The 15,536-nt window shown below is 38.4% G+C and carries 15 protein-coding genes and 2 pseudogenes; 13 read left to right on the top strand and 4 right to left on the bottom strand.

Annotated features, from left to right (window positions below; translation table 11 throughout):
• The first annotated feature begins 6 nt into the window (after window positions 1-6).
• The 3 genes from F927_RS00095 to ychF all read left to right on the top strand — a co-directional run bounded on the left by F927_RS00095 (window position 7) and on the right by ychF (window position 2,908).
• Window positions 7-1,077 (top strand): methionine ABC transporter ATP-binding protein, encoded by a 1,071-nt coding sequence (locus F927_RS00095; protein ID WP_005080397.1) that lies wholly within the window; start codon window positions 7-9, stop codon window positions 1,075-1,077.
• On the top strand, window positions 1,058-1,717 hold the full coding sequence (locus tag F927_RS00090) for a methionine ABC transporter permease (RefSeq protein WP_004639351.1): 660 nt from the start codon (window positions 1,058-1,060) through the stop codon (window positions 1,715-1,717). Before F927_RS00095 ends, F927_RS00090 begins: the two co-directional genes overlap by 20 nt.
• A gap of 99 nt (window positions 1,718-1,816) precedes the next feature.
• Complete coding sequence (gene ychF / locus F927_RS00085; protein ID WP_004639352.1) at window positions 1,817-2,908, top strand: redox-regulated ATPase YchF; 1,092 nt, start codon at window positions 1,817-1,819, stop codon at window positions 2,906-2,908.
• Between the two features lie 69 nt (window positions 2,909-2,977).
• Here the strand turns inward: ychF and F927_RS00080 are convergent, their stop codons facing one another.
• Window positions 2,978-3,511: an Mpo1 family 2-hydroxy fatty acid dioxygenase gene (locus F927_RS00080; protein ID WP_005080396.1), complete on the bottom strand. Its 534-nt coding sequence runs from the start codon at window positions 3,509-3,511 to the stop codon at window positions 2,978-2,980.
• Between the two features lie 77 nt (window positions 3,512-3,588).
• Here F927_RS00080 and F927_RS00075 point away from each other — a divergent pair.
• The 3 genes and pseudogenes from F927_RS00075 to F927_RS00065 all read left to right on the top strand — a co-directional run.
• Window positions 3,589-4,104: pseudogene (locus F927_RS00075) on the top strand (Crp/Fnr family transcriptional regulator); the annotation flags it as partial.
• A 55-nt stretch (window positions 4,105-4,159) separates the two neighbouring features.
• Complete coding sequence (locus F927_RS00070; protein ID WP_020846310.1) at window positions 4,160-5,092, top strand: IS5-like element IS17 family transposase; 933 nt, start codon at window positions 4,160-4,162, stop codon at window positions 5,090-5,092.
• A 42-nt stretch (window positions 5,093-5,134) separates the two neighbouring features.
• A pseudogene (locus tag F927_RS00065) lies at window positions 5,135-5,371 on the top strand (helix-turn-helix domain-containing protein); the annotation flags it as partial.
• Window positions 5,372-5,466: 95 nt separating this feature from the next.
• Here the strand turns inward: F927_RS00065 and F927_RS00060 are convergent.
• Both F927_RS00060 and F927_RS00055 read right to left on the bottom strand, forming a co-directional pair.
• Entirely contained in the window at window positions 5,467-6,597 is a 1,131-nt protein-coding gene (locus tag F927_RS00060) for a CNNM domain-containing protein (protein ID WP_005080387.1), read from the bottom strand.
• A 138-nt stretch (window positions 6,598-6,735) separates the two neighbouring features.
• Window positions 6,736-7,200 carry a hypothetical protein gene (locus tag F927_RS00055; RefSeq protein ID WP_004639355.1) on the bottom strand — a complete coding sequence of 155 codons (465 nt, stop codon included), beginning with the start codon at window positions 7,198-7,200 and terminating at the stop codon, window positions 6,736-6,738.
• Between the two features lie 271 nt (window positions 7,201-7,471).
• On the opposite strand from F927_RS00055, the gene F927_RS00050 reads away from it, so the two are divergent.
• The 4 genes from F927_RS00050 to dapC all read left to right on the top strand — a co-directional run bounded on the left by F927_RS00050 (window position 7,472) and on the right by dapC (window position 13,170).
• Window positions 7,472-7,861: a tautomerase family protein gene (locus tag F927_RS00050; protein ID WP_005080383.1), complete on the top strand. Its 390-nt coding sequence runs from the start codon at window positions 7,472-7,474 to the stop codon at window positions 7,859-7,861.
• A 120-nt stretch (window positions 7,862-7,981) separates the two neighbouring features.
• Window positions 7,982-9,199 (top strand): formate-dependent phosphoribosylglycinamide formyltransferase, encoded by a 1,218-nt coding sequence (gene purT / locus F927_RS00045; RefSeq protein ID WP_171055795.1) that lies wholly within the window; start codon window positions 7,982-7,984, stop codon window positions 9,197-9,199.
• Between the two features lie 54 nt (window positions 9,200-9,253).
• Window positions 9,254-11,920 (top strand): [protein-PII] uridylyltransferase, encoded by a 2,667-nt coding sequence (gene glnD, locus F927_RS00040; RefSeq protein ID WP_005080380.1) that lies wholly within the window; start codon window positions 9,254-9,256, stop codon window positions 11,918-11,920.
• Between the two features lie 80 nt (window positions 11,921-12,000).
• The gene (gene dapC / locus F927_RS00035) at window positions 12,001-13,170 is read left to right on the top strand and encodes a succinyldiaminopimelate transaminase (protein ID WP_004639359.1); all 1,170 of its coding nucleotides are present in this window, start codon (window positions 12,001-12,003) and stop codon (window positions 13,168-13,170) included.
• A 54-nt stretch (window positions 13,171-13,224) separates the two neighbouring features.
• Here the strand turns inward: dapC and F927_RS00030 are convergent, their stop codons facing one another.
• Window positions 13,225-13,842: a LysE family translocator gene (locus F927_RS00030; RefSeq protein WP_004639360.1), complete on the bottom strand. Its 618-nt coding sequence runs from the start codon at window positions 13,840-13,842 to the stop codon at window positions 13,225-13,227.
• Between the two features lie 151 nt (window positions 13,843-13,993).
• Between F927_RS00030 and F927_RS00025 the strand changes: the two genes are divergently transcribed.
• The 3 genes from F927_RS00025 to F927_RS16710 all read left to right on the top strand — a co-directional run bounded on the left by F927_RS00025 (window position 13,994) and on the right by F927_RS16710 (window position 15,484).
• On the top strand, window positions 13,994-14,446 hold the full coding sequence (locus tag F927_RS00025; protein WP_005080377.1) for an Lrp/AsnC family transcriptional regulator: 453 nt from the start codon (window positions 13,994-13,996) through the stop codon (window positions 14,444-14,446).
• 321 nt (window positions 14,447-14,767) lie between these two features.
• On the top strand, window positions 14,768-15,091 hold the full coding sequence (locus tag F927_RS00020; RefSeq protein WP_004639362.1) for a hypothetical protein: 324 nt from the start codon (window positions 14,768-14,770) through the stop codon (window positions 15,089-15,091).
• 72 nt (window positions 15,092-15,163) lie between these two features.
• Window positions 15,164-15,484 (top strand): DUF3011 domain-containing protein, encoded by a 321-nt coding sequence (locus tag F927_RS16710; RefSeq protein ID WP_005080375.1) that lies wholly within the window; start codon window positions 15,164-15,166, stop codon window positions 15,482-15,484.
• Window positions 15,485-15,536 lie beyond the last annotated feature (52 nt).

Genomic DNA, 15,536 nt, shown 5'->3' with positions numbered 1-15,536 from the left:
ACGATGATGGTGAGTTTTGGTTCACAAGTCGATTTTTCAGTTCCACACCTGAAAATACGCGGTTTAAACAAGTTTTATGATGTACAGGGCAAACGCTTACATGCCTTAAAAGACATTCATCTCGATATTCCCAAAGCACAGATTGTTGGGATTATCGGAAAAAGTGGTGCAGGTAAATCCTCCCTACTGCGTACATTAAATGGCTTAGAGTCAATTGATACAGGCAGTATTTTGATTCATCAACAAAATATTGCTGAGCTGAGTCATGCCGAGTTGATCAAAACACGACAGAAAATCGGCATGATTTTTCAACATTTTAATTTAATGTCTGCCAAAACCGTGTGGGAAAACGTGGCTTTACCACTCCGTATTGCAGGTTATGAAAAAGCTGAGATAGAACAACGCGTCAGTGATGTACTGACGCTGGTAGGTTTAGAAGCAAAGAGAAATGATTACCCAGCTCAACTGTCTGGTGGACAGAAACAGCGTGTGGGTATTGCTCGGGCCTTGGTTTCTCAGCCTGAAATCCTGCTCTGTGATGAAGCCACTTCCGCACTGGATCCTGAAAGTACTGCCAATATTCTGGCTTTATTAAAACAAATTAACCAAGACTTCGGTTTAACCATTGTCTTGATCACGCATGAAATGCAGGTCATCCAAGAGATTTGCGATCAGGTCATCGTGATTGATCAAGGTGAAATTGTTGAAGCTGGGCAAGTCTGGTCAGTATTTTCCAATCCACAACAACAGATCACGCAGGAATTACTCAACTTTGAACAGGTGAATTTACCCTTTGAGTTGAGCCAAACCATTTTGCCTGAGAGTACGCATCAGATTTTAAAATTGAAATATGTCAGTGAATCGAAATCGGTGCCTGATTTATATGAACTATTGGATGGCTTTAATAGCCCCGTTAAGGTCTATCACAGTCAGGTAGATAGCATTCAGCAGCGTACCATCGGCTCATTGATCATCGGGATTCGCAATCTCGACTTTAATCTGAACAGCGCCCAATTTGCAAAACATCCTGCAATAACACAACTTGAGGTGATCGGTTATGTACAATCAACTCATTGATCTGTTACTCACAGGCACTACCGATACTTTAATTATGGTCGGTGTTTCTGCGATTCTCGCCTTTTTGATTGGTCTGCCAATTGCTTTGATTTTGGTGAGTACTGCTGATTTTGGGATTTATCCTTCAAAGAAAATCAATCAGTCTTTAGGCTGGGTGATTAATATTACCCGTTCTGTACCCTTTCTGATTTTAATGGTGGCTTTGATTCCATTTACCCGCTGGATAGTCGGCACCAGTTATGGGGTCTTGGCTGCGATTGTACCGTTGACCATCGCCGCTATTCCGTTCTTCGCCCGTATTGCGGAGGTCAGCCTACGTGAAGTCGATCAAGGGTTGATTGAAGCAGCACAAGCAATGGGCTGTAACCGCAAGCAGATTCTTTGGCATGTATTGCTTCCTGAAGCTTTGCCGGGGATTGTTGCAGGCTTTACCGTGACCATCGTCACCATGATCAGCTCTTCTGCCATTGCAGGTGCGATAGGTGCAGGCGGTTTGGGCGATATTGCCTATCGTTACGGCTATCAACGTTTTGATATGCAAGTCATGCTGGCGGTGATTTTAGTGCTGATTGTTTTGGTCATGTTAGTACAAACGACAGGCGATAATATTGCTAAACAACTCGATAAACGCAAAGTTTAAGCTCGAAATAAAAAACCGCACTCGCCATGACCTGACTTTGTCATGGCTTTCATGTAAAATCAGCAGCAATTTTTAAATAACACATTTGTGAGTGGTTTCATGGGTTTTAATTGCGGTATTGTTGGTCTGCCAAACGTAGGTAAATCTACATTATTTAATGCATTAACAAAGGCAGCGATTGCTGCTGAAAACTTTCCGTTCTGTACCATTGAACCAAACACAGGCATTGTCCCTGTTCCAGATCCACGTTTAGACAAACTTACAGCAATTGTTAAACCACAACGTGTTATTCCTACTACCATGGAATTCGTTGATATCGCAGGTTTGGTTGCTGGTGCTTCAAAAGGTGAAGGTTTGGGTAACCAATTCCTTGCAAACATTCGTGAAACTGATGCAATCGCACACGTAGTACGTTGTTTTGAAGATGAAAACGTGATTCACGTAAATGGTAAAATTGACCCATTAGATGACATCGCAACCATCAATACTGAACTTGCACTTGCTGACCTTGATACTGTTGCAAAAGCATTACTACGTTTAACTAAAGCAGCAAAAGGTGGCGATAAAGAAGCAATCGCAACCAAAGCAGCTTTAGAAAAAATCCAACCTTTACTTGACGAAGGTAAACCAGCTCGCGCCGCTGACCTTTCTGATGATGAACGTAAAGCTGTTCGTGGTTTTGGTTTAATGACACTTAAACCAACTATGTATATTGCAAACGTTGCAGAAGATGGTTTTGAAAATAACCCTCATCTTGACGCAGTAAAAAAACTTGCTGCTGAAGAAAATGCGATTGTTGTACCACTTTGCAATCAGATCGAAGCTGAAATTTCATTACTTGAAGATGAAGACCGTGCTGAATTCTTAGAAGCAATGGGTATGGAAGAGCCAGGTCTAAACGTGGTGATTCGTGCGGGCTATAGCTTACTTGGCTTACAAACTTATTTCACTGCGGGTGTACAAGAAGTTCGTGCTTGGACAGTTAAAGTGGGTGCGACTGCGCCACAAGCTGCTGGTGTGATCCACACTGATTTTGAAAAAGGTTTTATTCGTGCTGAATGTATTTCTTACGATGACTTTATTCAATACAACGGTGAAAACGGCGCTAAAGAAGCAGGAAAATGGCGTCTAGAAGGTAAAACTTATGTCGTTCAAGACGGTGATGTTCTTCACTTCCGCTTCAACGTATAAATCAAAGTTTTGATTTCCAAACCGCCAATTTGACCTGATTGGCGGTTTTTTTATTCATTCAACACAATATTAAGAGATAGTTTGCGTTTTCATATCCATTGTCGCACGCTTCATTTGTGCTTCTTTTAAAATACGCTGATGTAATGGTTTGCGGAAACCCAGCATAAAAATAAATTCAGCTAAAACAAACAATGGTCCGATGGCTAAACCAATCAAATCATCAACAAATGCAGGTTTTTTCTTCTCAAAATAATGCCCAATGAATTGAAATACCCAACCCACTACGAAAATACCAATACTTGCTCCTAACCAACTCCACATCGGTAATGCTGCTATTTTTATGGCAAGTGGATATACTGCAATAAATATAATCAGCATTAAAATCCCGAATAGCTTATCCAGTGAAATATAGTAAATCGTACTTAATAGGATCAGTATCGATGCCAAAGTCACTGAAACGCTAGAAATTTCCACGCCAGCGCGAGCAGTTAAGCATAAAATTGAAAAAACAATTAAAGGAATCCCTATAAAATGGGTCAAAATATTATTTCGATCTAAGTGATAAGCCGCGTATTGACTTAGTAGACGTTCCAAATTTGTCATTTTTCATTTCTCCGATTACTTCTATATGTTATTAATCTATAAGAAAACAAAAGACAAAGTTGTCATGTAGCTGACAAATGGAACTAAATTTTGAGAAAGGAAACATCGTGTTAGATCCAATTTATATTCGCCATTTGCAGCAAAACGCTTGGTTTAGTCAGCTTACAGAACCTTTCAAGCAGTTCATTTTGGATCATGGTAAGAAACTCGTCATTGAAAAAAATGCCGCTGTATTCCATGCCCAAGATCAATTTGATGGCGTATATGGTGTGCTTGAAGGTTCAATTAGCTTGGGTTACATCGATGTAAATGGTAATGAGGCAATTGCTGCAATTGCTGAGCCAATCATGTGGTTTGGTGAAATCTCTTTAATCGATAACCAACCACGATCACATGATGCGATAGCACTTAAAAAAAGCGTTGTTCTGCAAATTCCCGGAGATCCTCTAAAAGAGTTCTTATTAAAAAATCCGTATTATTGGTACTACTTTGCCTTACTAACCAGTCAAAAACTTCGTTATGTTTTTTTAGAGCAAATTGCAATTCAAACTCAAACGATCAGCCAGCGTCTTGCTCAACGCTTATTATTTATATGGCTTTGTTGCACAAACCTATCTGTAAAGGCTTTTTCAGCGATATAATTTTCAAATGAAGAAGCCTACACACAAAATCTACCGCACAACCAATTGGCCCGCATATAACCGAGCACTCATGAGTCGCGGAAATATTGCCATTTGGTTTGATCCTGCTACGCAATGGTATGCTCCATCAAAAGGCAAACAAGGGCGAAATCAAACCTACTCCGACGCAGCTATCCAATGCTGCTTAATGATTAAATCCTTATTCCGTCTATCTTTACGTATGGTCACTGGCTTTGTGCAAAGTCTGATTAAACTTTGTGGATTAAATTGGACCGCACCAGATTACAGTACGCTTTGTAGAAGACAAAAGCATATTGATATTGCAATCAGCTACCAAAAAAGTAGCGATGGGCTGCATCTACTCATAGACTCTACAGGCATGAAGTTTCTAGGTGAGGGCGAATGGAAACGCAAGAAACATGGACCTGAATATCGTCGCCAATGGCGTAAACTACATATTGGTATAGATGCTGAAACCCTTCAAATACGCGCTATTCAACTCACTACAAATAATGTCAGTGATTCACAAGTGCTTGGTGATTTACTCGATCAGATTCCACAAGATGAGCAGATTGACTCTGTTTATACCGATGGAGCTTATGACACCAAGCAATGCCGTCAGGTCATTGCAGATCGGCAAGCGCATGCGGTGATTCCACCTAGAAAAAATGCGAAACCATGGAAAGATACAAAGATCAGCTCGCTAGAACGAAATGAATTACTTCGAACAGTTAAACGTTTAGGCAGGAGACTATGGAAAAAATGGTCAGGCTATCATCGACGAAGTTTGGTGGAAACCAAGATGCATTGCATTAAATTATTAGGCGATAAATTAATGGCAAGAAGCTTTCCTAGTCAGGTGAATGAAATTCATGCACGTGTAGCAGTCCTCAACAGGTTTACGGAATTAGGTCGACCACTTACCCAAGTTACGCCTTAAATTTGGCTCAATTAGGGGCGCTTTGCATTTCAAATCTTTGTGCAACAAAACCTATTTATATTAGAAGGTTATGGTAATCGGGCTGCTATTAACGATTTGAATATTCAAATATCACAAGATCAACTAGCCAATATGCTCACCGTATCGAGACAAACGGTGAATCAAGAACTTAACCAATTCGAAAAACAAGGCGTGATTCAATTGGGCTTCAAAAAAATACAGGTGATTGATTTAAATAAATTAAAATTATTATCTACAAAAGGTACTTTGATTGATTAAAAACCTGTGTAATGTAAGTATTGTTTAAAAACAATTACACAGGTTATAGATTCACAGTTCAATGCCAACAAGCGATCGACACAGATTTAAAAAATCTATTTAAATGGCGACTCTAAATGAATCCCCATCTTTCCAACACGCTTTTCCCAAAGCTGTCTTGCCAATTTTTGCATATCCTCGACTTTGTCACCTTCATCAAGAATTTCAATCCCTAAGAGCGTTTCAACAACATCCTCTAAGGTCACCACACCTTTGGTATCTCCATATTCGCCAACGACCAAAGCAATATGCTGTCGTTGTTCCAATAAGATTTCCATTAATCTAGATAAAGGGGTCTTTGCCATGACTGTGATCAATTCACGACGAAATTCATTAATTGAATGTTCGCCCTGTTCTTTGTTCTTTGCCACTAACAAATCTTCACGTAACACAAAACCCACTACGCTATCTAGATCATCTTCATAGATTGGTAAGCGTGAAAAATTTGAGACAGTTGGTATCGCAAGTGCTTCATCCACCGTTAGATCTTTTTGTAAGGCTGAAACAACAATTCTCGGTGTCATTACCGTACTGGCATCAAATGATTTGAATAAAAAGAGGTTTCTAATGATTTTAGACTCTCGATCATTCAACATCCCTTCTTCTTTACCAATACCCGCCATCGCTACGAACTCATCACGACTGAATTGTTGCGCTTTTTTATCGCCAGAAATGAGTTTGGTTAACTTTTCTGAAACAACAATTAATGGGTACATAGTTTTAATAAGGAAATTGACATAAATACCTGTAAAGGAAGCCAATTGGCGCCAATATACAGCACCAAGTGTTTTAGGAATGATTTCTGAAAGGAACAGAATCAATAAGGTCATGACTGCGGAGAAAACACCGAACCACACTTGACCAAATACTGAGATCGCCTTAGCACCAGCACCTATCGCACCGACAGTATGAGCTATGGTATTTACGGTTAGAATCGCAGCCAAGGATTGATCTATATTATCTTCTTTTAAACGTCTTAACTGTTCAGCTTTTTTAGGATCAGTTTCCTTTAAACCAGCAATATAACTTGGCGTAATACTGAGTAATGTTGCTTCAGCAATCGAACATAAAAAAGAAAAAAATAATGCTAAAACAACATATAGCAATAAGAGTAATGCGTCACCACTAAGGGCTGAAGCAAAAGAAAATTGTCCAAAAGTTTCTGAAATTAAACTGGGAGTATCCATATGAGAACTTGGCTTTTAACCACAGGTTCCTTATACAATTTAGGAAATTTATCCTACGTTCTCCATGGCTATGAGTCAATCATTTCAACAAAATTTCAGAACTATTTCTTTACAATTTATAACCTTAGGAATAGTAAACTATTTGGGCGAGGTATTCCCTAATGCTGGATTATCAATCGCACCTTTACACTGGTTTTTGTCTCTTTCATAGTCTGCTTGCTTTTGAGTTGCGCTGTTGGCATTGGCGAGCACATCTCTAGCCCAACTATCTAGACTAGTAAGCGCTTTTCGGCACAACGCGTATTTTCCTTCAGTAACCGAATCGGTCATTTTGACATTGATGCGCCAATCAGTACTCAATTGGCGCAGCGGCTTTCTTACTTCTTCTTCTATTTCATCGATTTTCTTGTCATAAACAAGTGAATCAATCTCATTGATTAATTGCCAAGCTGCATTTGCATATGCAGTTGCATCATTTGTCAGTTTCGGCGCAGGTTTGATCTCAACCTTTTTTTCAGGTTCATTATTCCCATTACCACATGCAATAAGTAATAAGGGGGTACATAACACCATTGCGCTGATACAGCTTTTTTTCTTTAACATCTGAAAACAGTCACCAAAACTTTTGCGACTAATGCTAGTCAATTTAGAAATAATTCTCAATCTTTGTTACTGATTTATCAATCATACCAGCGAACCAATGACTAGACTGATGTAGTATGTTGACTTATTCTCTTAAATTAGCTCCTCCCAATCATCATCTTTTAACAACAATTTCTTTTGTTACTTTCAATATGTGAAAAAGAATAAAGAAGGTATAAAGCATCATTTCAAATCTTACATAAACTTTTATAACTTATGGAGTAAATTACTTATGTCACAAATAAAAATTTATGCATTAAATCAAACGATCACGCAATTTAGACCGAGATTGTCTGAAGCCATTCATCAAGCATTAGTGACAAGTTTAGCTTATCCAATTGAAAAGAAGTTTCAGCGCTTTATTCCTATGGAACCAGAAAACTTTGTTTATCCAGATGATCGCAGCGATCATTACGTCATTATTGAAATTTCCATGTTTGAAGGCCGATCAATCGAGGCAAAACAAAAACTCATTCAAACCATATTTTCGAATATCCAAAACTTGTGTGATATATCACCACAAGATATTGAAATTACTATTTTTGAAACACCGAAAAATCATTGGGGGATTCGTGGAAAAAATGCTGATGAATTAGAACTGAATTATGATGTCAATGTCTAAGCAGATTGCGGGTATTTAGATCATTCTTTTTTGTCTAACAAAAACCATGTTTTTTGTCTAACACAAGCTTAATTCCATAAAAAGTTCTGCTATGCTTAAACACAAATTACTCAGGATAGGATTATTCGCATGAGCGTCACTCTAGGAACTCCACTTCAATCTTCTGCATTTAAGGTTTTACTGTTAGGTTCTGGAGAGCTAGGTAAAGAAGTTGTTATTTCTCTACAGCGCTTAGGTGTCGAAGTCCATGCTGCAGATCGTTATGATCATGCACCTGCAATGCAAGTAGCGCATTACGCTTATACGCTCAATATGGCTGATCCTGCTGAATTAAAAAAACTTATCGAAACAATTCAACCTAATTTAATTGTTCCTGAAATCGAAGCGATTGCAACTGAAGTACTCGTTGAGATTGAACAAAATGAAATAGCAACTGTAATTCCTTCTGCAAAAGCCGTTAACTTGACCATGAACCGAGAAGGTATTCGTCGTTTAGCAGCAGAGGAACTTGGTTTACCAACTTCCGCTTATCGTTTTGCCAACACCCTTGAAAGCTTCCGAGCTGCCTGTGATGATATTGGCTATCCAAACTTTGTAAAACCTGTAATGTCTTCATCTGGTAAAGGTCAGTCTCGCGTAAAAAGCTTCAATGAAGTTGATGCAGCATGGGAATATGCAATGCAAGGTGGACGTGTCAATCAAGGCACAGTTATTGTTGAATCGCAAATTGATTTCGATTTTGAGATTACCTTACTGACGGTACGCGCCAAAAATCCTGAAACAGGTGAAATCGAGACCCATTACTGTGATCCAATCGGTCACCGTCAAGATGCTGGTGACTATGTAGAAAGTTGGCAGCCTCAACCGATGACAGCAACTGCATTACAAGAGTCAAAACGCATTGCCAATAAAGTCACTACAGCATTGGGCGGCTGTGGTATTTTTGGTGTAGAGTTATTCATCAAAGGTGATCAAGTCTGGTTTAGTGAGGTATCTCCTCGTCCACATGATACTGGTCTTGTAACTTTAGCTTCTCAATTTCAAAGTGAATTTGAGTTACATGCGCGTGCAATCTTAGGTTTACCTGTGAATACAGCACGTCATAGTACCGCAGCGAGCGCAGTGATTTATGCAGGTGTGGATGCAAACAACTTAAGCTTCTCTGGCGTAAATCTTGCTTTAGCAAACCCGAACACGGACTTGCGTCTATTTGGTAAACCAGAAGGCTTTAAACGTCGTCGCATGGGCGTCGCGACTGCACGTGCTGAAACCACAGATTTGGCACGTGAGTTAGCACAACAAGCAGCTGACCAAGTGAGTGTAGAAACAAACGCTTAAACAATCCTAACCCCTCTTGCAATCAAGAGGGACTTTGATAGAAGACCCATTTTCATGATCAATACATCTCCATTGCTAAACTACGTGACCAGTCATCATGACATTCAAGCTATTAATCAATGGCGAACAGATGTAGAAAAGCAGTTACAAGAGAGCTATGAAAATGGTCAGTCGATTCGTGATGTCATCAAAGCAAGATCAAATTCTATCGATGAAGCACTTATATTCCTTTGGAATCATGCTGGATTAGATCAAACTGAATTGGGTTTATTTGCTGTTGGTGGTTATGGTCGCCATGAGATGCTTCCGTATTCCGATACGGATATCATGATTTTATCTGAAGATGAAATAAGTGAAGATCAAGAGAAACTTATTTCCACATTTATTTCATCACTTTGGGATGTTGGCAACTTCAAACCGGGCATTAGTGTCCGCACCATTCAAAACTGTGTTGAACAAGCGAGTAATGACTTAACCGTTGCAACAACATTGATTGAAGCTCGCTTAATTACCGGCAATGAACAACTTGCAAAATGGCCCCGTCGAATTGTTGCGCAAACATGGACGGATCAAACGTTCTATGACGCAAAAATGCAAGAACAAGCAAAACGCTATGCTCAACATAACAATACAGAAAGTAATTTAGAACCTGATATTAAAAATGCACCCGGTGGTATTCGAGATATTAATCAAATTGGTTGGATTGCAAAACGTCATTTCCGTGTAAACCGTATTTATGATCTTGTACATCTTGGTTTTATTACTGAGTTCGAACTAGCTGTATTAGAAGAAGCGGAAAGCTTTTTGTGGGAAATTCGCACCCATTTACATCGCCTCGCCAAACGTGATGAAAACCGCTTATTGTTTGAATATCAGAGAGATATTGCTGCAAAATTTGGTTATGTGCGAGAAGAAGGTCAACCTGTAAACTTTGCAGTTGAACAATTCATGAAGCGTTATTATCGCACAGCGCAACAGGTCTCAACCCTGAATGAAATGCTACTGGCGTATTTCAATGAATCCGTGATTACCCCTCGTCTACCAGACTATGAACGTCATATTATCGATATTAATGAACGTTTTAAAATCGTAGATGGCAAATTAGCAGTACAACATCACAAAGTGTTTTCAGAAGAACCGAGTGCTATTTTAGAATTATTCTATTTACTGGCAAATCGACCTGAAATTACCGGTATACGTGCACGTACCTTACGTTTATTAGTACTTGCGGCAAAACGTATTGATCAACGTTTCCGTGACAATCCTGCCCATCAAGCACTATTCATGTCTATTATTCGATCACCTCATCGTTTATATGAAACAATGGTTTCAATGAAACGTTATGGTGTATTGGGTAATTACATTCCAGCTTTTGGACAAATCACCGGATTAATGCAATACGATTTATTCCATATTTATACCGTCGATGCACATACTTTATTGCTACTACGTAATCTAAGTCGCTTTAAAGAACCTGAATTTGCCAAAGAATTCTCTGTTGTAAGCTCTGTTTTCCAACGAATTGCACGCCATGACATTGTTTATCTAGCTGCAATTTTCCATGATATTGCAAAAGGACGTGGTGGTGATCATAGTGAACTCGGTGCACTCGATGCTATCGAATTCTGCCGCACCCATGGTTTTACTGAACGCGAGTGTAAACTGGTTGCATGGTTGATCAATAATCACCTTCTCATGTCACTCACGGCGCAGAAAAAAGATATTTCTGATCCAGATGAAGTCAAAGAGTTTGCTGAAAAAATCGGTGATATGGAACATTTAGATTATCTCTACACTTTGACCGTAGCAGATATCAATGCAACCAATCCAAAACTATGGAACACTTGGCGCGCATCGCTCATGCGTCAGCTTTATACTTATTCACGCGATGTGATTCGGTCGGGTTTAGGTCGTCCTGTTGATTACCAAATGCTGATTGAAGACACCAAATTTGCTGCCAGTGAATTATTGGTCAATGATTTCTCCCTCGCCGAAGTTGAAAAAGTTTGGCAAGAGCTTGGTGATGAATACTTTGTTAAAGAGTCAGCCAATGAAATCGCATGGCACACTCAAGCAATATTGCAACATGGTGATAATCCAGAACCTTTGGTTCTACTCCGTGCGCACCGTAACGCTGCTGATGATGCGGTTCAGATCTTTATTTATACACGCGATCAACCGAACTTATTTGCAACAACGGTAGCTGTTCTTGATCGTATGAATCTCGATGTCCAAGATGCTAGAATTATTACAGCATCTACTGCTTTTAGCTTAGATACTTATTTGGTGCTTGATCGCTTTGGGACGTTATTGACCGACCCAGAGCGTGAGCGCAAAGTTAAAGCTGCTTTAGTTGAGGCATTGAGTCACCCTGATCAATATCCGGGTATCATGCAACGTCGTATTCCTCGTCATTTACGTCATTTTGATATACAAAACACGGTTGATATTGTACTCAACCCTGCTTTACAACAGCATATGGTTGAAATCTCAACACTAGATCAACCGGGCCTATTGGCTCGTATTGGTGGATTATTCATGTTGCAAGGCTTAGATATTCATTCTGCCAAAATTGCAACGCTTGGTGAGCGCGCAGAAGATATTTTCTTTGTCACCAAGAAAAATGGTGTATTGCTCACCGATGAAGAAGTAAAGACTTTTGCTGAAACATTAAAAGCAGCATTGGATGAGGCTTCTAATCAAATTTGTAATCCATCTTAAAAACACTTTGCGGAGTTGTAGCTCCGCATCCCCTTTTTCAAAAGGGGGAACTTTTCATTCTTACTTTTGGTAACGTTTAAATGAACTCAAGCTTGTCTCTATTGCATCCTTATCCTTTTGAAAAGTTAAATCAACTTTTTAAAGATGTGCAACCTGCCAACTTACCATTGATTCCACTCTCAATTGGTGAGCCAAAACATCCAGCACCCGAGTTCGTTAAACAAGCCATTATTGATAATTTCGCACATTTATCTACATACCCAAATAGTAAAGGCTTACCTGAGTTGCGCCAAAGTATTGCACAATGGCTGACAAACCGTTTTAAATTGAACACTATCAGTGCAGAAGATCATATTCTGCCTGTTTCTGGAACACGTGAAGGTATTTTTTCGTTTGTGCAATCACTCATCAAACGTGAAGATCAACCTTATATCGTGATGCCAAATCCGTTCTATCAAATATACGAAGGCGCTGCACTACTTGCAGGTGCTAAACCTTATTTCATCAATTGCACTGAAGAAAATGGCTATTTAGGCGATTTTGATGCCGTCCCAGCTGAAGTTTGGGAAAAAACAGCATTATTGTTTGTGTGTACACCGGGTAATCCAACGGGAACCGTACTGTCAAAAGACCAATTTAAAAAATTAATCACTTTGTCAGACCAATATAATTTTGTGATTGCATCTGATGAATGTTATTCGGAACTTTGGTTTGATCAAGCACCTGTTGGACTATTAGAAGTTTGCGCAGAAATGGGACGTGATGATTACAAGAATTGCATCGTATTTCACTCACTTTCTAAACGTTCCAACTTGCCTGGTATGCGTTCTGGTTTTGTGGCTGGAGATGCAGCTTTATTAAAACCTTATCTGCAATATCGCACCTATCATGGCGCTGCAATGCCAGTTCAGCATCAATTGGCATCCATTTCAGCTTGGAATGACGAAGCACACGTTGAAGAGAATCGTCAACAATACCGTGCTAAGTTTGATTTATTCCAATCTGAGCTTGGTCATCTGCTACCTTTACAAAAACCAGATGCTGGCTTCTATTATTGGTTAAAAGTAGATAATGATGAAACTTTTGCCAAAATGCTCATGGAAAAAGCCCACATTAAAGTTTTGCCCGGTCGTTATCTTTCTCGAGATACTGAACAAGGTAACCCAGGCGAAGGTCATGTTCGAATGGCGTTGGTTGCAGATTTGGCACAATGTGAAGAAGTGGTCAAACGACTAAAATCAATTCTTTAATTTAGATGACCAATGGAATCCATAATCTGTTTATGGATTCCTATTTTAATTTTCTCAAACTTGCCCGACCACTAAAATTAATGCAATCAGGACCATCAAGCCACCTGAAACACGACTCACAATTTTTACTGCTGCAGGCCGTGTTCTCAATAATTTTTTTGCTGCCACGCCTACTAACATATACACCACAGCACAACTCAGTAAATGAATCATCCCTAACATCATGATTTGTATTGTTGGAGAAAGTGCCATTTTGGGATGTATAAATGGTGGTAACAACGCAAAAAACAAAAGCAGTACTTTGGGATTTAAACCGCTAATCCCCACACCTTTAATCAACCATGCTTTAGCATTCATTAATGATTGATTTTGTCCATCAGTGTGTGAAATAGTTGCTGGCTGCAATAACAGATGAACTCCCATCCACAGTAAATATCCCGCACCTAACACTGTCATTGCCGTCAGTAGAATCGGAAAATGGTTTAAGAGTGAGCCTACACCTGCAGCAACACATAAAATTGCAATCAAATGCCCTAAAATCAATCCTGTAACGGCGGTACTAACAAACTTTCCCTCAATACCTGCTAAAATTGCATACGCCCAATCCGCACCGGGTGTAAGCACAAATAGAATTGAAACACTCCAAAAAGCCAATATCACACTTAATTCCATAAAGCAGCCCTATTCCTCAATAACATGTCATTTTTCAGCTTTGATATTTATACCAATTGATAAATATTGCTTTGAGATAGTAGGCTTTTATGATTAAAATGTTATTCTAATTACTTCTATACATTTAAAATTAAAAGGTAGTTTCTTCTAAATGGATCGCATTGATAAGAGAATTATTGCTGAACTACAAGCAAATGGACGATTATCTATCACTGAATTGGCAGAAAGAGTTGGACTCAGCCTATCTCCATGTCATCGTCGTGTGAAAGCACTGGAAGAATCAGGAATTATCAAAGGCTATCATGCGGATTTGGAAGCATCCAAAATTGGTTTGAACTTTTCAGCAATTATTTTCGTCACTTTAAAAGATGGGGACAAAAAGGCATTATCTAGTTTCGAAGAAAAAGTGAGTGAAATTGCAAATGTAACGCAAGCTCAACGTCTATTTGGCAATCCAGATTACCTCCTACATGTAGTCACCAAAGACTTAGCAAGTTTCCAAAAATTATATGATGATAGCTTGTCAGCCCTACCTAACGTACAACGCCTCACCTCCACAATTGTCATGAAAAATGTAGTATTTAATCGTTTATTGCCACTATAGTTTTCAAATCAAAACTAACATTTTATTCTTTACTTACAGGTACTTACATTAAATAAACAAATAAAAATTACACAATAAAGCTTCAATTTACTATAAAATTCAATGCTTAGTGTATACCTTATAATAAATTTCTATGATTCAAACACCATAAAATAAACGATCACAAAACAACCAATTGACATTTACAACAGAGTTCTCTTATTTTATAAATTAACTATTAATCTTTATATTTATGTTGATTATAAAACCGAATAAAAATATTTAATTACTTAAAACTTTTTTAAATTTTTAAGTAATTAATTCAAAAAATAAGGAAAAATTATGAAAATAATTAAGTTTTCTGAGTTAATAATTCTATCAGCAATATTGGCCACAGGATGTGCTGTTCAAAATGATAAAACCAAAGTTAGAGGAATGGGTTTAACCTATAATGCCGAAATCACTACTGATCAACATGGAAATTATATTTCTGCTGTTGAAGCTGCACCTTTAGCTGGTAGAAAAGGTGGCGCTGAAAGCTATGCAATGGAGAATGCTACTAAATATTGTAACAACAAGAATAAAACAGTAAAAATTATTAAAAATCAAACAAAGTCCCATTTATTAGTTAACGGAGTTGCCAAACTTACATTTACATGCATCTAGAATATATCAATTGTTATATCAAAATAGATTTTCACATATGTGATTTTCATTATACAAAAAAGGGAGATATTCGTGAAAATAAAAAACTATTTTTATACATCGCTAACACTTATTTTAATTAGCTTAAGTATTAGTAATCACACTTTTGCTGAAACAACAGTTAAGTGTGAATCTAAAAACTTTGAATATAATGAGTGTTATGCAAAATCATTAAAAAAGCCTCAATTAATCCATCAGAGTTCTCACGCATCTTGTATTTTAAATAGAACTTGGGGATTTAACCCCAAGTCAGGCTATCTTTGGGTATCTCAAGGATGTTCTGGTGTTTTCGCAGATCCAACAGGATATCATGGCAGAGTAAAACTTGAAGTGCGACATAAACCACCTAATTAATTTAAAGGGTTTATGGAGTATATAAAATTGTCATACCATCATCTTAACTTTG

The organism is Acinetobacter haemolyticus CIP 64.3 = MTCC 9819, assembly GCF_000369065.1.
Taxonomy (GTDB): Bacteria; Pseudomonadota; Gammaproteobacteria; order Pseudomonadales; family Moraxellaceae; genus Acinetobacter; species Acinetobacter haemolyticus.
Note: the sequence above shows the minus strand (reverse complement) of the source record. Positions and strands in the feature narration are given on the sequence as shown.